Genomic DNA, 19,548 nt, shown 5'->3' with positions numbered 1-19,548 from the left:
ATTAAGAGTATTCGAGTGCTAAATGACATATTTTCATTAATTAGAATGAAATATTTGTAAAAATTAACTAATTAGTATTTGAAATTAAAATGTAATAATTATATAATGTAACTTGAGATTTAATTTTTGATATGGAGAAGTGATTAGTATTATGAAAAGACTATTGAATATTGGTTTAGATGTTGGGTCGACAACAGTTAAATTAGTTGTAATAGATAAATATAGAACTGTTTATAGCAAGTATCAGAGGCATTTTTCTGATATTAAGAAGACTCTTATTGACCTTATTGATGATGCTTATAAGAAGTTTAGTGATGCAGAAATAACTATTATGGTAACTGGTTCGGGTGGACTGGCTGTATCAAAATGGCTGAATATTCCTTTTATACAAGAAGTAGTGGCATGTACTAATACAGTTGAAAAATTGATTCCTGAAACAGATGTTGCTATTGAATTAGGGGGAGAAGATGCAAAGATAACATATTTTAAGGGCGGAATAGAGCAGAGGATGAATGGTACTTGTGCAGGGGGAACAGGTGCGTTCATTGATCAGATGGCATCACTTCTTCAAACAGATGCTCAAGGATTAAATGAACTTGCAAAAAAGCACAGTACAATTTATCCAATTGCTTCTAGATGTGGTGTTTTCGCAAAAACAGATGTGCAGCCATTACTGAATGAAGGAGCTGCAAAAGAAGATATTGCCGCATCTATTTTTCAAGCAGTGGTTAATCAAACTATAAGTGGACTGGCTTGTGGCAGACCAATAAGAGGGAATGTAGCATTTTTAGGTGGACCACTCTACTTTCTGTCTGAACTTAGGAAAAGATTTGTGGAAACATTAAAATTATCTGATGAGCAGATTATTTTCCCAGAAAATTCACAGTTATTTGTAGCGTTAGGTGCTGCATTAAGTTCGGTAGAGAATGATAAAATGACATTTAAAGAATTACATGATAAGTTGCCATCTATAATATTTGCAAGTACTACTGAAGTTCAGAGATTAAGGCCTTTATTCAAAGATGAGAATGAATTGAATGAATTTGTAAAAAGTCATAGTGTTTATACTGTAAACAAAAAGGAGTTGTCTAAATATACTGGTAAATGTTATTTAGGCATTGATGCAGGTTCGACTACTACAAAGGCGGCTTTGATTGATGAAGATGGAGCCTTGCTTTATTCATATTATGGAAGTAATGAGGGAAATCCACTTAAATTGGTTATAAAGATATTAAAGGATTTATATAGCAATATTCCTGATGGGGTTCAAATAGTAAATTCTGCCGTTACAGGTTATGGTGAAGGTTTAATTAAGGCTGCTCTTAAGGTTGATATAGGAGAAATTGAAACTGTAGCTCACTATAAAGCAGCAGAGTTTTTCCTACCAGGTGTTGATTTTATATTAGATATTGGTGGACAAGATATGAAATGTTTAAAAGTTAAGGATGGTGTAATTGAGAGCATAATGCTTAATGAAGCTTGTTCATCAGGATGTGGTTCATTTATAGAAACATTTGCAAAATCGCTTAATATGAATGCTAAAGAATTTGCAAAGGAAGCTTTATTAGCTAAAAGTCCGGTCGATTTGGGTTCAAGGTGTACTGTTTTTATGAATTCAAGAGTTAAACAGGCTCAAAAGGAAGGTGCATCTGTAGGGGATATTTCTGCAGGACTTTCATATTCAGTAATCAAAAATGCACTTTTAAAGGTTATAAAGATAAGAGACCCAAAAGATATGGGTAATAAGATAATTGTTCAAGGTGGAACTTTTTATAATGATGCTGTTTTAAGGGCTTTTGAATTGATTTCTGAAAGAGAAGCTGTAAGACCTGATATTGCAGGAATTATGGGTGCATTTGGATGTGCAATCATAGCAAAAGAAAGATATAAAGAGGGTTATAAAAGTACTCTTTTGAAAATAAATGAACTTGAAAGCTTTAAAACTGAAGTTACTATGAAAAGATGTGGCAAATGCGGAAATAATTGCATGCTAACGATAAATAAATTTTCAGATGGAAGAGAATTCATATCGGGTAATAGATGTGAAAGAGGAGCAGGACACGATATAATCAAGAAGGATATACCAAATTTATTTGATTATAAGTATAAGAGATTGTTTAGTTATGTACCTCTCAAGAAGGAAGAAGCAAAAAGAGGGGTAATAGGTATACCTAGAGTTTTAAATATGTATGAAAATTATCCTTTTTGGTTTACATTTTTCACTAAACTAGGATACAGAGTAGAGATTTCACAGAGGTCTTCAAAAGCAGTTTATGAGATGGGTATAGAGACAATACCTTCTGAATCAGCGTGCTATCCTGCTAAAATAACTCATGGTCACATTATGAGTTTGATTAATAGAGGAGTTGATGTGATATTCTATCCATGTGTTGTATATGAGAAGAAGGAACAAGAGGGTGCAAATAATCATTACAATTGTCCTATAGTAACATCTTATCCAGAAGTTATAAGAAACAATATGGATATTATTAAAGAGAAGAATATAAAATTCATGAACCCATTTTTGGCTCTTCATGATAAGAATAAACTTGAAAAGAGATTATGGGATATTTTTGGTGAATTTAATATTTCTAAGAAAGAGATTTCTGAGGCTTTGTATGCAGCATGGGAAGAGGATTTAAAAGTAAAAAGCGATATTAGGAAAAAAGGAGAAGAGGTAATAGAATATCTAAATAAAACAGGTAAGAAGGGTATAATTTTAGCTGGAAGGCCATATCATATAGATCCAGAAATAAATCATGGTATTCCAAATTTGATAACAAATTTTGATATGGCAGTTTTGACAGAGGATTCAGTTGCACACTTGGGTGAAGTTGAGAGACCACTTAGGGTTGTAGATCAGTGGACTTATCATTCAAGACTTTATGCAGCAGCTAGTTTTGCAGCTAAGCAGCATAATATTGAACTTGTTCAGCTTAATTCATTTGGATGTGGGCTAGACGCTGTTACAACGGATCAGGTTCAAGAGATATTATCAAATAATAATAAAATATATACTGTGCTAAAAATAGATGAAGTTAATAATTTGGGAGCGGCTCGAATAAGAATACGTTCATTAAAGGCTGCACTTGATGAGAGGGATGCACACGAAGTTAAGCCTAAAAAGATTGCATCTTTACCAAAAAGGGTTATTTTTACAAAGAGCATGAAGGCAAAGCATACTATTTTAGCACCGCAGATGTCTCCTATTCATTTTCAATTTTTAGAGCCAGCATTAAATTCGTGTGGTTATAAAATAAAAATTCTTCCTGCTGTTGATACAAAGGCTGTAGATATTGGATTAAAGTATGTTAATAATGATGCATGTTATCCTTCAATAATAGTTACGGGACAGCTAATAGAGGCACTGCAGTCAGGTGAGTACGATTTGAATAATACTTCTGTTATGATATCCCAAACGGGAGGGGGATGCAGAGCAACTAATTATATAGCATTCATACGAAAGGCTCTTAGGGATGCTGGTATGCCTCATATACCTGTTATTTCATTAAATGCTGTTGGGCTAGAGAAAAATCCAGGCTTTAAACCAACTCTTACAATGGCTAAAAGAGCTATGATGGCTTTGGTATATGGTGATCTTTTAATGAGAGTATTATACAAAGTGAGACCTTATGAAAAAGTAAAAGGTTCTGCTAATGAACTCTACAAAAAATGGGAGATAATTTGTAAAGATGCTGTTACTAGAGGAAGTAGTAGAGAGTTTAAAAAGAACATTTATAATATAGTAAAAGACTTTGATAGCATTGAAATAATGGATATTAAGAAGCCTAGTATTGGACTTGTGGGTGAGATATTAGTAAAATTTCATCCAACTGCAAATAATGAAATTGTCAAGGTTATAGAAAATGAAGGTGGAGAGGCGGTAATGCCTGATTTAATAGATTTCTTTTTGTATTCAGCTTATGACGCTACTTTTAAAAATGAGTATCTTGGACAATCTAAAAAATCACGAATTATTAGCAATATTGTTATAAAATATATTGAGCATTATAGGAAAGATTTAAAGAAAGCATTGGAAATGAGCAAAAGATTTGAACCACCAAAGAGCATACAAGAATTAGCAAGAGGAGCGGAACAGATTCTTTCTCTTGGTAATCAATGCGGAGAAGGATGGTTTTTGACTGCTGAAATGATTGAACTTATTGAAAGTGGAACGAAAAATATAGTCTGCATGCAACCTTTTGCTTGTTTGCCTAATCACGTTACGGGTAAGGGTATGATTAAGGAGCTTAAGAGAAGATATCCAAGCTCAAATATTGTCGCAGTGGATTATGATCCTGGTGCCAGTGAAGTTAATCAGTTAAATAGAATAAAATTGATGCTTTCAGCAGCATTTAAAAATCTCAAGAGGGAGACTGAATTGGATGCTGCATATAAAGAAGCAGCAAGCACAAAGGAACTTAGATCTATATTAGTTACAAATAGTGAAATAGAGTAGTAAAAAAAGAGTAGTAAAAAAAGAGATTAGTTAAGCAAGTAAAAGAACTGCGGATTATTGCCGCAGTTCTTTTACTTGAATTCTTCTACAATTTTTTCAGCAAATGAATTGTTTACGATTTTATCAAATGGTGGTCTTTTTGGTAATAAACTTGAATTATAGGATTGAATTATATCCATTAATCTATTTAAGTTTTCTTCTTTCATGATTGGATTTTGTGCATATGCATTTATTTTTTTATAATTTTTAATTGATTCTGTTAGTATGTCTTCGTCTACACCAGGGAAAAATGATTTTACTGTAGTTGCTATTTCTTGGTCAGAATGTTTATATACCCATTGTTGACCTTTATATATTGCTCTTGTGAATTTTTTAAGAATTTCTGAATTCTTTTCCATATAAGATTTTGTTGAAAAATAACATGTGTAAGGTATTGGACCAGCTGATTTACCAATAGATGCTACTATAAAACCAGAATTATCTTTTTTCATCATACTAGCTGTTGGTTCAAATAGGGTAACATAGCTACCAGTACCACTTTTAAATGCACCTGCTGTAGCTGTAAAAGCTATATTTGTTATAATATTAATGTTTTTGCCGTTTTCGATTCCATGGTTTCTTAAAACATATTCAAGTGTCATTTCTGGAACTCCGCCTGGTCTTCCGCCTATAATCGTATCTCCTTTAAGTGATTCCCAAGAAAAGTTTGGTTCTTTATTTCTTCCAACTAGGAAAGAACCATCTCTTTGAGTTAATTGAGCAAATATTATTGGATAATCATCCCTCTTTTGATTATAGATATATATTACCTGTTCAGGACCACAAAAACCTATATCTGCAGAGCCACTTAGTATTTCCTGCATAGTTTTGTCGGCACCTTGACCTGTAGATAAATCTATTTCTATGCCTTCATCTTTAAAAAAGCCTTTATTAATTGCAACATACATTGGAGCATAGAATATTGAACGCACTACCTCATTTAGCTTTACTTTAGCCAGTCCCTTATTATTATTTTTTTGACAGCCCACAAATAAAGTTGAAATTAAAAATACACATGTCATCATAGATATAATGATTTTTTTACTATGTGATAATTTAAAGCTTCTATTTTTCATAAGTGTCTGATTCATATATGAATCAGTTTCCACCTCCAATTAATTCTGTATTACTGTATAATATGATTAGCATTTTGATTTTGTTAACATAAGGCATTTTCAAAAAAATAACTAGTCAGTATGCTAGTCTATTTTGCAAACTACTTCATCGTTGGAACCCGTTGATAGAATCCACTATCAGCGGAACCCAACTCTTTGTATTTCACAAAATATACGTCGCATCTTTGACTTGTTATTTTCTTTCAAATGCCTAATAGATTTTATTCTATTGCGTATGATATAATTACTATAAGGTTTATTTTCAAAAAGGGGTGAAATTATGAAGAAAATTCCTTATGGCATAAGTGATTATAAAATTTTAGTAGAAAAAAATTATGTTTTTATAGATAAAACTAGATATATAGAAAAACTCGAGAATTATCATGCTCCATATATATTTTTTTTAAGACCAAGAAGATTTGGTAAGAGTTTATTTACCTCAGTTCTTTCTAATTATTATGATATTAAGGAAAAAGATAATTTTGAAAAATTATATGGAAATACGTATATTGGTAAAAGGCCTACTAAAGAGAAAAATAGTTATTGTATTTTAAGATTTAATTTTTCAGGATTAAGAACGGATACTAAAGAATCTTTAGAAGAATCTTTTACATTAGCTATTAGAAAGGGATTAGATGAGTTTATTAGAAATTATAACATTAAAGTTGATTATGTAAAAGATACATTCGTTTCGAGTATGTTTGATAGCTTTTTAAGTAATGTAAAGTATGAAATAGATAAACCTATTTATGTTATAATAGATGAATATGATCATTTTGCTAATGAGTTATTAAGTTTTAAACCAGAATTATTTTCGGATAGTATAAGTAAAACGGGCTTTGTAAGAAAATGGTATGAAGTGCTTAAAATAGGTACAGAAACCATAATACAAAGAATATTTGCTACAGGTGTGTCGCCAATTGCTTTGGATAGTATGACAAGTGGTTTTAATATAGGAAAGAACTTAACAAGAGAAGCTAATTTCAATGAGATGATGGGATTTACAGAGTATGAAGTAAGAGAACTTATTAAAAAAACTGTAAATATAAAACTAAATGATAAAGACATGCAAGAATTAATTTATATTTTAAAAAGAAATTATAATGGATATTTATTTTCAGAAGATGCATCAACAAGACTTTTTAATAGTGATATGATTTTATATTATTTACAAGAGTTTATTGAAAATGGTAAGGGCCCTAAGAATTTAATAGATGAAAATATTGCAAGCGATTATAGTAAGATTGGAAATCTTTTTAATCTTAAAAGCAAAGATGGTAACATAAATATTATGAATAGAATACTGAAAGGTGAGGAACTTTCTGGTGAAGTGACAAAGCAATTTAGTTTAGAAAAAGATTTTACTAGTGAAGATTTTTTATCAATAATGTTTTATTTAGGGTTTCTTACTATTAAAGAAAGTGAACTTGCTGATGTAATATATAAAATTCCAAATGAAGCAGTTAAGGGAATATATTTTGATTATTTTGCAAAAAAGATAAGAGAAGATTCTGATTATGAAATAGACATATCTGAAATAAAAAGATCTGTTAAAAACTTAGCATTAAAGGGTGAAATAGATTCTTTCATTGATGTTATTGAAAGGACTTTGAATAAATTATCAAATAGGGATTTTATATTATTCGATGAAAAGTATGTAAAAATAATTATGATTGCTTACTTAAATTTAGCTAAAGCATATCTTATAAAATCAGAGTATGAGGTAGAAGAAGGGTATATAGATATAGCTTTATTAAAAAGAGATAATATTGAGCCTAAATATTTTGGCATTATTGAGTTAAAATATATATCACAGAAAAAGTATGAGGAAAGGGGAAAAGCAATAATTGAGAAAGAAAGAGTAGAAGCTATAAAACAAATTAACAGATACAAGAAGTCAGCAGAACTTAGTACACTACCAAATTTAAAAAAATGGGTACTTGTATTTGTAAAGGACAAGTGTGTAATTAATGAGGAGGTAAAGTAAATGCAAATAGAAGAATATTATAAATGTATAAGATTTACTCCTGACCCTATGACATATTGTCCTAAACAGTATATTTTTCGTAAAACTGATATGGAGTATGAAAAAGTTAATATTCCACTTGGCAAGTCAAGAATTGGAGGGCCAGTAGTGGATTTACCAATAGATGTTCAGTATCCAGAGGATTTGTTTTTTGTGGCTCAAATTAATTTAAGGGAATTTAAAGATTGCTTCTTTAATGACTATTTGCCTAAAGAAGGTTTTATATATGTGTTTATCGGCGAAGATGGTGATTGTGGTAAAGTTATCTATAGTAATTGTAAAACTAAAGATTTGAAAAGAGTAGTAAAGGAGCATGGAGATTGGTTCTATAGTGGTAATTTAATAAAAGATATCTACGTTGAAGAAGAAAACATAAGTGAAAGATATGATGAAGAATGGGCTAAAGATGGTGAAGAACTGGGTTGGAATCCTTTTGCAGGGACTGAAAAGTCAAAATTATTTGGTATATACACTAATTGTCAATATGAAGAACAGGAATTAAAAGCAGAATTACTAAAAGGTAAGATTTTATTATTGCAAATAGGAGAAGATTTTACTGAAGAAGGAATTCTGAGTGTGAGAATTGATAAAGATGATTTAGAAAAAATGGACTTTACTAATTGCATTATTGAGTGGAGTCAATCATAATTGGGATATTTTTCATATCACAAATTGATTTTAATTGTTCACTATGGCTGAAATATAGTATATAATTAAAATAAGAGGTGATCTTATGGAAGATAAGATGTTTGAACTTATGGAAAAAATGTATATTGAACTTCAAGGATTGAAGAAAGGCCAAGAAGAATTAAGAGTAGGTCAGGAAGAATTAAGAGTAGGCCAAGAAGAATTGAGAATAGATGTTAGAAAATTAGGAGCTAAAGTGGATGGTGAAATAACCGATACAATACAGGCATTGCTTGATGGGTATAAACAGAATGCCGAAAAAATTGAAAGTATTGATAGCAAAGTAGATCAGCTTAGAATTGATGTTAATAATATATCAATGAAAACCAATTACAATGACAATAGATTAATTGAATTAACTAGAAGGTTTAAGAATGCTTAGATACATAACAGAATTTCACTTTTAGCAGAAAAATGGCTTGACATGTATTAAATAAAGTATATAATAAGAAGTAATTTATACAATAAAATAGTTTTTTATGATATATTTCAAAAGCATTGAAAAAGAGGAGTAGGAATATGGAATATTAAGAGAGGAAGATTCGTTGGCTGTGAGATCTTCTATAGGAAGTGTTCTGAAGGTAGCTTTGGAGCTTCTTCACTGAAAATATAGTAGGTGGAGACGGTGTTCACGCATCGTTAAATTATGAGTGCTTGTATGATAGTACAGGAATAAAGGTGGTAACGCGCACGGTCGTCCTTTTTGGGTGACGGTGTTTTTTTGTTTTATAAGACCAATATTTTTACAGTAATTAGTTAGGCATTTTCAAAAAAATAACCAGTCAGTATGCTAGTCTATTTTGCGAACTACTTCATCGTCGGAACCCGTTGATAGGACTTACTATCAGCGGAACCCAACTCTTTGTATTTCACAAAATATACGTCGCATCTTTGCCTTGTTATTTTCTTTCAAATGCCTTATGTAATAGTAGCATATTGTGTTGCGAAGCAAACATCAAAAAAGATTGCCAGAGTGTTAGAGTGCTAGAGAGATAGTAAGAGAGTTAGTAATAGATGTTTTTCTTATAGAAAAACTAAAATTTATATTATAAAAATCAAAATGAAAATATTGAATTAAATTAATATAGTAAAAAGAAGGGAGATAAGTTTTATGAAAGAGAAAATAGAATTGTCTAAAACCTATGATCCAAAAGAATTTGAAGAAAGACTTTATGCATGGTGGGAAGAAAAGAAATTTTTTACACCAAAAGTAGATAACGAAAAGAAACCATATACTATAATTATGCCACCACCTAATATAACAGGGCAATTGCATTTAGGGCATGCTCTAGATAACACTTTGCAAGACATTTTAATAAGAACAAAGAGAATGCAAGGATACAGTGCATTGTGGCTACCTGGTGAAGACCACGCTAGTATTGCAACAGAAGTTAGAGTTGAAAAAGAAATAATAGAAAAAGAAGGCAAAGATAAAAAGGATTTAGGAAGAGATGCTTTTCTTGAAAAAGTATGGGAATGGTCAGATAAATACAGAAATAGAATAAGAACTCAGTTAAAGAAAATGGGTTGTTCAGCAGATTTCACAAGAGAAAGTTTCACAATGGATGAAAAGCTAAGCAAAGCAGTAAGAAAGGTTTTTGTTAAACTATATGAAGAAGGACTAATTTATCAGGGAAATAGAATAACAAATTGGTGTCCTAAATGTATGACTGCCTTGTCAGATGCTGAAATTGAACATGAAGAACAGGAAGGTGCTTTTTGGCATATTAAATATCCTGTAAAGGATAGTGATGAATATTTAGAAATTGCTACAACAAGGCCGGAAACAATGCTTGGTGATAGTGCTGTTGCTGTAAATCCTAAAGATAAAAGATATTCTCATTTGGTAGGAAAGATGTTGATTCTCCCTTTAGTAAATAGAGAAATCCCAATTGTAGCTGATGATTATGTTGATATGGAATTTGGAACAGGTGCTGTTAAAATCACTCCTGCTCATGATCCTAATGATTATCAGGTAGGTAAGAGACATAATCTTCAGGAAATTGTTATGTTGAATGAAGATGGTACTATTTCAGAAGGATATGGAAAATATTCTGGAATGGATAGATATGAAGCAAGAAAAGCTATAGTTGAAGACTTAGAGAAAGAGGGTTATCTTGTTAAGATAAAGAAACATGTTCATAATGTTGGAACACATGATAGATGTGGTACTACTGTTGAACCAATGCTTTCAAAACAGTGGTATGTTAAAATGGAAGAGCTAGCAAAACCAGCTGTAGAAGCAGTTAAAAATAAAAATACTAAATTTATACCTGAAAGATTTGAAAAGATTTATTTTAACTGGATGGAGAATATACAGGATTGGTGTATTTCAAGACAGTTATGGTGGGGACATAGAATTCCTGTGTGGTATTGTAAAGAATGTGGTGATATTATAGTTTCTATGGAGGATCCAACTAAGTGCCCAAAATGTGGAAGTGACAATCTAAAACAGGATGAGGATGTACTTGATACATGGTTTAGTTCAGCATTGTGGCCATTCTCAACATTAGGCTGGCCAGATGAAACTGAGGATCTGAAATATTTTTATCCAACAAGTACATTGGTTACAGGATATGACATTATATTCTTCTGGGTAGCTAGAATGATTTTCTCAGGACTTCACAATATGGGAGAAGTTCCATTTGAAAATGTTCTTATACATGGTATTGTTAGAGATAGCCAAGGCAGAAAGATGTCAAAATCTCTAGGAAATGGTGTAGATCCACTTGAAATAATAGATAAATATGGTGCTGATGCTTTAAGATTTATGTTAGTTACAGGAAATGCTCCTGGAAATGATATAAGATTCTATGAAGAAAGAGTTGAAGCAGCTAGAAACTTTGCTAATAAGATATGGAATGCATCTAGGTTTGTTATTATGAATTTAGATGAAGAATTAATGGAAAAATATAAAAACAGTAATAAGTACTCAGTTGCTGATAAATGGATATTATCTAGAATGAATACTGTTGTAAAAGAGGTAACTGACAATATTGAAAAATTTGAAATAGGTATAGCTCTTCAAAAAACATATGATTTCTTATGGAATGAGTTCTGCGATTGGTACATTGAACTTGTTAAGCCTGTATTCTTTAGTGATGATGAAGAAGCTAAGGGTGTTGCATTTAATGTATTAAATAGAGTGTTAATTGCAGGTCTTCAGCTTTTACACCCTGTGATGCCATATATAACTGAAGAGATATATACTAATTTGAATACAGAATATGAATCAATTACAATTTCAAAATGGCCTGAATATGGTGAAAGCTTACATGATAGTGAAGCTGAAGAAAATATGAGCAAAATTATTGAAGCAATTAAGGCTATAAGAAATGTTAGGGCAGAGATGAATGTTGTACCTTCAAGAAAAGCTAAGATTATCATTTTTGCAATTGAGGGAAATGAAGCATTTAAAAATGGTATTAGCTATTTTGAGAAATTAGCTTCTGCAAGCGATGTAGAATTTATTAATTCAAAAGAAGAAGCACCTGAAAATGTTGTTTCAGCTGTAACAAAATCTGCTGAGATTTATATACCTTTGCTTGATTTAATAGATGTTGAAAAGGAAATAGAAAGATTAAATAAAGAAAAAGAAAAACTTCAAAAGGAAATCGAAAGAGTTGAAAAGAAACTTTCTAATCCTAATTTTGTAAATAAAGCACCTGAAAATGTAGTTAATGCAGAAAAAGAAAAAGGTGAAAAGTATAAAGAAATGTATGAGTCTGTTATGGAAAGAATCAATAATCTTATGAAATAGAATATTTAGGCATTTTCAAAAAAATAACTAGTCAGTATGCTAGTCTATTTTGCGAACTACTTCATCGTTGGAACCCGTTGATAGAACCTACTATCAGCGGAACCCAACTCTTTGTATTTCACAAAATATACGTCGCATCTTTGACTTGTTATTTTCTTTTAAATGCCTTAGAGGGGTTGTAGGGAAAAAAACTATACAATACATTGTATTTAGGTTTTTTCCCTGACAGTCCCTTTTACTTTTTTGAATATTAATGTATACTATCAGTGAGTTAGGCATTTTCAGAAAATAACTAGTAAGTATGGCATAAAACATACGTCGTACATTTGACTTGTTATTTGCGTTACATTTGATTCAAATTAAAATTTAATTGTTAAAGAATGGTTTTGTTACTGTTTAAAGTATATTTACAAGATATTGTATTATTGTATGAGGGAGGGGATATATTTGAATTATGATGAAGCGATTAAATATATTGAAAATACATCGAGATTTGGTGTTAAATTAGGGCTTGAAAGAACAGAGAGAATGCTTGAATTATTAGGTAATCCACATAAGAGTACAAAATATATACATATTGCGGGTACTAATGGAAAAGGTTCGACAACTGCTATGATTACAAGAGTTTTAATGGAGGCTGGTTATAAAGTAGGAATGTATACATCACCTTATGTTGAGGAGTTTGAAGAAAGAATTCAAATAAATAATGAGAACATTCCTAAGAATAGATTGAGCGATATAGTTGAAGAAATTTCTAATATTGTTCCTAAAATAATTGATGAAGGATTAGGGAATCCCACATATTTTGAAATATTAACATGTATGGGTTTATTATATTTTTATAAAGAAAATGTTGATTTTGCTGTTATTGAGGTTGGACTTGGAGGAAGATTGGATTCAACTAATGTTATAACACCTATTATAAGCATTATTACATCTATCAGCTTTGACCATATGCATGTTTTAGGTAATACACTTAGTGATATAGCATATGAAAAAGGGGGCATTATTAAAGAAAATATTCCTGTTATTCTTTATCCGCAAGAATATGAAGCTGAAAAGGTAATTGAGGATATTTGTTCATTAAGGAATTGCAAACTAATAAAAGTAAATAAAGATAGTGTTGAATATTCATATTCATCATTAAGAATAGACTGTAAATCAGATAAAAATATACTTCAAAAGTTTGTTGTTCATACTGATTTAGATAAGTATGAAATAGAACTGTCTTTATTAGGTAAACACCAGCTTTTAAATTGTGCAACTGCTGTATATGCAGTGGAAGAATTAATAAACAATGGAGTTACAATTGATAAAGAGGCTATGCTAAATGCATTCAAAAATGTAAAGTGGCCAGGAAGACTTGAAATACTTAATAATAATCCATTGATTGTAATTGATGGTGCACATAACATAGATGGTATTAAAAAATTAAGAGAAAATGTTGATAGTTATTTTAGTTATAATAATTTGATATTGATATTAGGTATTCTTGCTGATAAACAAGTAAAAGAAATGATAGAAACCATTGTTCCATTAGCTAAAAAAGTTATCGCTGTAACTCCTCACAGCGATAGAGCAGAATTAGCTGTTGATTTAATGGATGAAGTTAAAAAGATAAATTCTAAATGTGAAGCTATTGAAGATTATGAATTAGCTTTTAAGAAAGCGTTAGATTACTATAAATCTGGAGATATGATTTTAATATCAGGTTCGCTATATATGGTGGGTGATATGAGAAAGTTGATAAGGCATATTCAAGAAAATGACTATTCAGTAAAATACTAATTCCAAAACATTAATGGGGATAGCCTGTTTACATAGGGTGTCCTTATTTTTTATTAGCAAATTTATTCAATACTCATATTATATTATGAGGAGGTGAATAAGTATGCACTCTTTATTTGTATGCAATACATCCACTGATAGTATATCTGTGGTTAATACTGAAAAATTTATTGAAAAGAATAAAATTAATTTGAGATATGATTATTATAATAGATTAGGACCACACGGAATTTGTTTTTATAAGGATAATATTTTAGTTGCTAATAGCTATGGAAACACAATTTCCATAGTTGATATAAATAATTTCTCTAAAATAGAGAGTTACTATATAGGTGTTCACTGTAATGATATAAAAACTCTAAACTATAATGCATATATAATATGTGGTGAACTTAATAATATGGTTGTTTTTGATATGATTAATCGCTCTGTTTTAGAAGAAGTGCCATGTGGAAATTCACCTCACAGTATAGATATTAACAAACGTAGCAATAAAATATTAATTTCTAATATGCAAGATGATACTATTACTTTAATAGATGGTACAAACAGTCGAATAATAAAAAATATTAAAGTAGGAGCATATCCTACAAAAGCCATTTTTTCTTCAGATGGTAACTATATTATAGTATGCGAAAGCAATATTGGAATGGATAGCAGGGGATGTATTAGCATAATATCGTCAAAAAATTATAAGATAATTAATAGAATACCTGTTGGTAATTCACCAGTAGATATTTTTAGCAATGATAATTACTGTTATGTATCAAATTTTGGAGAAGGTACAATAAGCATAGTAGACTTAAGCAAATATAAAGAGATAAAAAAGATAAGGGTGGGAGGAATGCCAAGAGGGATAATAGAAAATGATGACTATATATATGTTGGTGATAATTATAACAATCTTCTAATAAAGGTTAATCCAGTAAATGAAAGCAAAGAAAGCATTCACATAGGAGGTGAGCCAACAGGCATAATATTGGCATAGAAAGCCAACTGTACCGCTCCCGTCTAGCAAGTGAGGTATCATATTGTACACTTGTGAAATTTTTAAAATCGTATAATAAGTACAATAATCTAAATGGTAATACGGATTTTATAACTTGATAAGTATAGTAATATGCTAAGTATAAGTAATATGCTAAGTATAGCAATATGCTAAGTATAGCAATATAAAATAATAGTATAATATCAGTAAACCAATATTATACTAAATATCATCAATAAGTAAGTCTATGATTTCCTTATATAATTTTGAAGAATTTGACTTCCATTTTTTGCACAGAGCTCTTGCTTGATTGTTTGAAGCTACGCTTAATTTTAAGTCTATAAGAGTCAAATCATTTTCACAAGCCTTTAGGTTGACTAAAAAATTATTTTTGTTTTCGATTGTATAATCAGCAGTAATAGTTATCTGCTTTTTTATTTTTTCTATGTGATTATCTAAATATTTATTTATCAATTCTATTTTGTTTTTAGAAATTCTGTTCATAAACATGTTTAATATTTTGATACCGTCATTAGTAATATAAAGTCGAGTTTTATTATCTTTTTCTAATGGTTCAATGAAATTGGAATTTACCAGTTCAAAAATATATTCTTGAAGTGTGAAATAATTAAGTAAATTGTTTTCCAAAATTATTTCAGTTAACTGCATATTTGATATTGGAAGTTTTATTTTATCAATAATGTATAATATAAGAAGTTTACTTTCGGCTAATTCTAATGTATTGCTGTTCATCATAATCCCTCCTCATATGAAATCTATATAATATTATAGCACAAAATTTGAATAAAGCCACCCCAGGGGTGTAAATTTTACCATGGTAAAATTTACACCCCTGGGGTGATAAATATGGTAATTTGTGAATAACATTTATTAAGGTATTAAAATAAAAAAGGGAAGGAAAGAGTGATATGCTGGACAAATATAAAAAATCAACAAAAATAATTGGAGTAGTACTTGCTTTAATACTTATATTTGCAGTTGCAGGGATATATGTGGGAGTGAAAAATTACAATTCAACAGGTGTGTTTTTTACAACTAAAAAGAAATTGCCAATTTATTGTGTTGACACGGATAAGAAAAAAGTTGCTATAACATTTGATGCGAGTTGGGGAAGTGACAAAACAGAATCATTGCTAGAAACACTAGATAAATATAACGTTAGAGCTACTTTCTTTTTGGTAGGTGGATGGGTGGATAAATATCCTGATAAGGTATTAGAGATATATAAGCGTGGACATGAAATTGGAAATCATTCAAATACTCATCCTAATATGACTAGACTATCTAAGGAAAAAATAATTAATGAAATTGCAATTACAGATGCTAAGATAATGAAAATAACAGGTGAAAAGACAAAAGTATTTAGATGTCCTGAAGGTGCATATAATGATAAAGTTGTTGAAGCGGTTGAAAGCACTAATCATTATTGCATACAGTGGGATGTTGATAGCATAGACTGGAAGGCACAAGGTGCTGATTTAGAGTACAATAGAGTAATTAAAAAAACAAAACCTGGTTCTATTATATTGTTTCATAATGATGCTAAATTTACACCTCAAAATTTACCTAGGGTGCTTGAAAAGCTTAAGAGTGAAGGATATGAATTTGTTACTGTATCGGAATTAATTTATAAAGACAATTATCATATGGACCATTCTGGAAAACAAATAAAAAATAATCAATAAAAATATTGAAAGAGATAGGTGCTTTGTATTATAATGGAAAAGTAGAAATATTTTATAAATATTTTTATGTTATATGGTTATATAAATAAATATTATTGAATAATATTTATTGTATAAAAAATAAAAAACGAAAGGAAAGAGGGGCTATGATGGACAATTTAATGAAGAACAATAGTATTTATCTGGAAGGAGAGGTAGGTTCTGAATTAGAGTTTAGTCATGAGATGTATGGGGAAGGGTTTTATACTTTTGTTTTGGAGGTACCAAGACTTAGCGATTCTAAAGATTTAATAAATGTTACTGTTTCAGAGAGACTTATAACAGGAATCGATATAAAAGCAGGGGACTATGTTGTTATTGAAGGTCAACTTAGATCCTATAATAAGTATGTTGATGGAGCAAATAGACTTATATTGACTGTTTTCGCTAGAGATATTTATCATTGTGAAGAAAAAAGTAAAAATCCAAATCAGATTTTTCTTGATGGCTTCATATGTAAGAAACCAATTTATAGAAAAACACCTTTTGGTAGAGAAATTGCAGATATGCTTTTAGCAGTAAATAGGCCGTATAATAAATCGGACTATATACCTACAATTGCATGGGGGAGAAATTCAAGATATTGTAGGACACTTGAAGTTGGGGATAACATAAGAATATGGGGAAGACTTCAAAGTAGAGAATATCAAAAAAGAATAAGTGAAAATGAAGTTGTGAGAAAAATGGCTTATGAGGTTTCAATTTCCAAGATGGAAAAGGTTGTTGAAGATAAAGACAAAGATGAAGAAAATGAAGAAAGCATAAATAATGAGGATTTTGAAAGAGAAGCATAGAATTTAAGGGGTTATTCAAGAGAATAGCCCCTAAATTGTTGTTTGTATTATTTTCTCAAATCATCAAGAATTTCTGTTTTGCTCTTTGTTGTTTCATCAACTTTTTTGATTATTTTTGCTGGAGTGCCAGCTGCAACTACATTTTCAGGAATATCAGATGTTACAACAGAACCGGCAGCAATTACAGAACCTTTGCCTATCCTAACGCCTTCAAGTATTACAGCATTTGCACCTATTAAAACATCATCTTCTATGACACAAGGTTCTTTGCTAGGTGGTTCTAAAACTCCAGCAATTACAGCACCAGCACCTAAATGTACTTTTTTACCAATTTTTGCTCGTGCACCAACTACTGCATTCATATCTATCATGGTTTCTTCGCCTATTTCAGCACCTATATTTATTATAGCTCCCATCATTATTACAGCGTTATTTCCTATGATTGCTTTATCTCTTATTATTGCACCTGGTTCAATTCTTGCATTTATTTTTTTTAGGTCTATAAGAGGTATAGCTGAATTTCTTCTATCAATTTCTAATCTGAATTTTTTGATTTTATTTTTGTTATGCTCCATAAAGTTACATATATGTTCGCTTTCTCCAAACAATACATAGAAATTGTTGCTTTTAAAATACTCAATATTGTTAAATTCGCAATCATCCAAATTTCCTTCAGCATATACCTTTACAGGAGTTGTCTTCTTTGAATTTTTTATGTATTTAGCGAGTTCGTATGGATTAGTTAAATCATATCCCATTAAAATATCATCCTCTCTGTTTTTTTACTATTTGTGGGTTTTTATAATTTGTAAATATTATGTGTAGAATTATATTTTCACAATATTATTTTAATACATTAATTGTTTAAAATAAATAATTAATATAAAATATAAGCATATTAATTATTTTATTTGTAAGGAATGGTGATTGCATGGATGAGTTGTTTTCGAAGAAAATTCAATATATTGAAATATCAGGTATAAGGAAATTTTATAATAAAGTCAATAAAGTTGATGGAGTGGTGTCATTAACATTGGGTCAGCCGGATTTTGCTGTTCCAGAGTTAATTAAAAAAGAAATTTGTGATGCTATAATAAATAATAAGACAATGTATACTGCTAATGAGGGAATTTTGGAGCTTAGGTCAGAGATTTCAAATTACTTAAAGAAGAGGCATATTAACTATTATAGTGATGAGATTTGTATAACAGTTGGCGGCAGTGAAGGTATAATGGATGTATTTGCAGTATTTCTGAATGAAGGGGATAATGTTTTAGTACCTACTCCTGCGTATCCAGCGTATGAAAATTGTATTAAGGTGCTAGGTGGAAATGTTATAAATTATAAGCTAAATGATGATTTTTCATTAAATTATGATGAACTCCAGAAATTAATCAAACATGAAAAACCAAAACTTTTAGTTGTTTCATATCCTTGTAATCCAACAGGTGCAATATTATCTAAAAAAGATAGTGAAATTCTGCATGATATCGTTAAAAATAATGATTTAATAGTTATAAGTGATGAAATGTATTCTTCGCTCTGTTATGATGAGTATTATTCTATTTCACAATATGACGATATTAAGCATAAAGTTGTCTTGGTGGGTGGCTTTTCTAAGATGTTTTCAATGACGGGCTTAAGGGTTGGATATGTTTGTGGAACTAAGGCTGTAGTGGATAATGTGATTAAATTTCACCAGTATAATGTATCATGTGCACCTTCAATTGCACAATGGGGAGCTTATAGAGGACTCAAGAGCTGTTTGAGTGATGTAGAATATATGAAAAAATCATTCATGAAAAGAAGAGATTTCATGTATAGTGAACTCAATAGATTAGGATTTGATGTTATTCTGCCTAAAGGAGCATTTTATATATTCCCATCTATCAAAAAATTCGGTATAAAGAGTGATGAGTTTTGTGAAAGAATGCTTAAAGAAGCAAAAGTAGCGGTAGTTCCTGGTTCAGCGTTTGGATATGGTGGTGAGGGATACATAAGGATTTCATATTCTTACAGTATGGAGGAACTTAGAGAAGCTATAATGAGAATTGAAGAATGGTTAAAAAGGATTTGATAGCAAACAGATAATATAATAGTATTAGTATAAAAATATAAATGAGTACAGAAAATACATTGTAGTCAAA

At 30.3% G+C, this 19,548-nt stretch carries 13 protein-coding genes and 1 other annotated feature; of the genes, 10 read left to right on the top strand and 3 right to left on the bottom strand.

Features of this window, described 5'->3' with window-relative positions; all coding sequences use genetic code 11:
* The first annotated feature begins 151 nt into the window (after positions 1–151).
* On the top strand, positions 152–4,459 hold the full coding sequence (locus tag CLTEP_RS02515) for a 2-hydroxyacyl-CoA dehydratase (protein WP_066822133.1): 4,308 nt from the start codon (positions 152–154) through the stop codon (positions 4,457–4,459).
* A gap of 71 nt (positions 4,460–4,530) precedes the next feature.
* Here CLTEP_RS02515 and CLTEP_RS02510 read toward each other — a convergent pair whose 3' ends face one another.
* The gene (locus CLTEP_RS02510; RefSeq protein ID WP_153016264.1) at positions 4,531–5,523 is read right to left on the bottom strand and encodes an ABC transporter substrate-binding protein; all 993 of its coding nucleotides are present in this window, start codon (positions 5,521–5,523) and stop codon (positions 4,531–4,533) included.
* A 370-nt stretch (positions 5,524–5,893) separates the two neighbouring features.
* Here CLTEP_RS02510 and CLTEP_RS02505 point away from each other — a divergent pair, with 370 nt between their 5' ends.
* The 6 genes from CLTEP_RS02505 to CLTEP_RS02480 all read left to right on the top strand — a co-directional run bounded on the left by CLTEP_RS02505 (position 5,894) and on the right by CLTEP_RS02480 (position 14,862).
* The gene (locus CLTEP_RS02505; RefSeq protein ID WP_066822130.1) at positions 5,894–7,600 is read left to right on the top strand and encodes an AAA family ATPase; all 1,707 of its coding nucleotides are present in this window, start codon (positions 5,894–5,896) and stop codon (positions 7,598–7,600) included.
* Positions 7,601–8,287 (top strand): DUF1963 domain-containing protein, encoded by a 687-nt coding sequence (locus CLTEP_RS02500; protein ID WP_066822127.1) that lies wholly within the window; start codon positions 7,601–7,603, stop codon positions 8,285–8,287.
* 85 nt (positions 8,288–8,372) lie between these two features.
* Positions 8,373–8,708 carry a phosphate signaling complex PhoU family protein gene (locus CLTEP_RS02495; RefSeq protein ID WP_066822125.1) on the top strand — a complete coding sequence of 112 codons (336 nt, stop codon included), beginning with the start codon at positions 8,373–8,375 and terminating at the stop codon, positions 8,706–8,708.
* 107 nt (positions 8,709–8,815) lie between these two features.
* Positions 8,816–9,031 (top strand) — a binding site (T-box leader).
* A 406-nt stretch (positions 9,032–9,437) separates the two neighbouring features.
* Positions 9,438–12,086 carry a valine--tRNA ligase gene (locus CLTEP_RS02490; protein ID WP_066822123.1) on the top strand — a complete coding sequence of 883 codons (2,649 nt, stop codon included), beginning with the start codon at positions 9,438–9,440 and terminating at the stop codon, positions 12,084–12,086.
* A 447-nt stretch (positions 12,087–12,533) separates the two neighbouring features.
* Positions 12,534–13,874, top strand: a complete 1,341-nt coding sequence (locus tag CLTEP_RS02485) for a bifunctional folylpolyglutamate synthase/dihydrofolate synthase (RefSeq protein WP_066822120.1) — start codon at positions 12,534–12,536, stop codon at positions 13,872–13,874.
* A gap of 103 nt (positions 13,875–13,977) precedes the next feature.
* A complete protein-coding gene (locus tag CLTEP_RS02480; protein ID WP_066822117.1) occupies positions 13,978–14,862 on the top strand; it encodes a YncE family protein in 885 nt (294 codons plus the stop codon).
* A 222-nt stretch (positions 14,863–15,084) separates the two neighbouring features.
* Here CLTEP_RS02480 and CLTEP_RS02475 read toward each other — a convergent pair whose 3' ends face one another.
* Positions 15,085–15,615 carry a DUF4364 family protein gene (locus CLTEP_RS02475; RefSeq protein WP_066822114.1) on the bottom strand — a complete coding sequence of 177 codons (531 nt, stop codon included), beginning with the start codon at positions 15,613–15,615 and terminating at the stop codon, positions 15,085–15,087.
* Between the two features lie 176 nt (positions 15,616–15,791).
* Here CLTEP_RS02475 and pdaB point away from each other — a divergent pair, with 176 nt between their 5' ends.
* Together pdaB and CLTEP_RS02465 are read left to right on the top strand one after the other, a co-directional pair.
* Positions 15,792–16,568 (top strand): polysaccharide deacetylase family sporulation protein PdaB, encoded by a 777-nt coding sequence (pdaB, locus tag CLTEP_RS02470; protein ID WP_066822111.1) that lies wholly within the window; start codon positions 15,792–15,794, stop codon positions 16,566–16,568.
* A gap of 149 nt (positions 16,569–16,717) precedes the next feature.
* Entirely contained in the window at positions 16,718–17,401 is a 684-nt protein-coding gene (locus CLTEP_RS02465) for a single-stranded DNA-binding protein (protein ID WP_066822109.1), read from the top strand.
* 47 nt (positions 17,402–17,448) lie between these two features.
* On the opposite strand, the gene dapD is transcribed toward CLTEP_RS02465, so the two are convergent.
* Entirely contained in the window at positions 17,449–18,159 is a 711-nt protein-coding gene (gene dapD, locus CLTEP_RS02460) for a 2,3,4,5-tetrahydropyridine-2,6-dicarboxylate N-acetyltransferase (protein ID WP_066822107.1), read from the bottom strand.
* 173 nt (positions 18,160–18,332) lie between these two features.
* On the opposite strand from dapD, the gene CLTEP_RS02455 reads away from it, so the two are divergent.
* Positions 18,333–19,478 (top strand): pyridoxal phosphate-dependent aminotransferase, encoded by a 1,146-nt coding sequence (locus tag CLTEP_RS02455; RefSeq protein ID WP_066822104.1) that lies wholly within the window; start codon positions 18,333–18,335, stop codon positions 19,476–19,478.
* Positions 19,479–19,548 lie beyond the last annotated feature (70 nt).

The organism is Clostridium tepidiprofundi DSM 19306 (assembly GCF_001594005.1).
Classification (GTDB): domain Bacteria; phylum Bacillota; class Clostridia; order Clostridiales; family Clostridiaceae; genus Clostridium_AC; species Clostridium_AC tepidiprofundi.
The sequence above is the reverse complement of the archived record's forward strand: the minus strand, read 5'-3'. Positions and strand labels throughout refer to the sequence as shown.

Excerpts from the sequence above, each read along its gene's own strand:
- CLTEP_RS02495 (WP_066822125.1), top strand. The coding sequence starts at position 8,373 with ATGGAAGATAAGATGTTTGAACTTATGGAAAAAATGTATATTGAACTT.
- CLTEP_RS02510 (WP_153016264.1), bottom strand. The coding sequence starts at position 5,523 with ATGATGACATGTGTATTTTTAATTTCAACTTTATTTGTGGGCTGTCAA.
- CLTEP_RS02505 (WP_066822130.1), top strand. The coding sequence starts at position 5,894 with ATGAAGAAAATTCCTTATGGCATAAGTGATTATAAAATTTTAGTAGAA.
- dapD (WP_066822107.1), bottom strand. The coding sequence starts at position 18,159 with ATGGGATATGATTTAACTAATCCATACGAACTCGCTAAATACATAAAA.
- CLTEP_RS02515 (WP_066822133.1), top strand. The coding sequence starts at position 152 with ATGAAAAGACTATTGAATATTGGTTTAGATGTTGGGTCGACAACAGTT.
- CLTEP_RS02455 (WP_066822104.1), top strand. The coding sequence starts at position 18,333 with ATGGATGAGTTGTTTTCGAAGAAAATTCAATATATTGAAATATCAGGT.
- pdaB (WP_066822111.1), top strand. The coding sequence starts at position 15,792 with ATGCTGGACAAATATAAAAAATCAACAAAAATAATTGGAGTAGTACTT.
- CLTEP_RS02480 (WP_066822117.1), top strand. The coding sequence starts at position 13,978 with ATGCACTCTTTATTTGTATGCAATACATCCACTGATAGTATATCTGTG.
- CLTEP_RS02490 (WP_066822123.1), top strand. The coding sequence starts at position 9,438 with ATGAAAGAGAAAATAGAATTGTCTAAAACCTATGATCCAAAAGAATTT.
- CLTEP_RS02465 (WP_066822109.1), top strand. The coding sequence starts at position 16,718 with ATGGACAATTTAATGAAGAACAATAGTATTTATCTGGAAGGAGAGGTA.
- CLTEP_RS02500 (WP_066822127.1), top strand. The coding sequence starts at position 7,601 with ATGCAAATAGAAGAATATTATAAATGTATAAGATTTACTCCTGACCCT.
- CLTEP_RS02475 (WP_066822114.1), bottom strand. The coding sequence starts at position 15,615 with ATGAACAGCAATACATTAGAATTAGCCGAAAGTAAACTTCTTATATTA.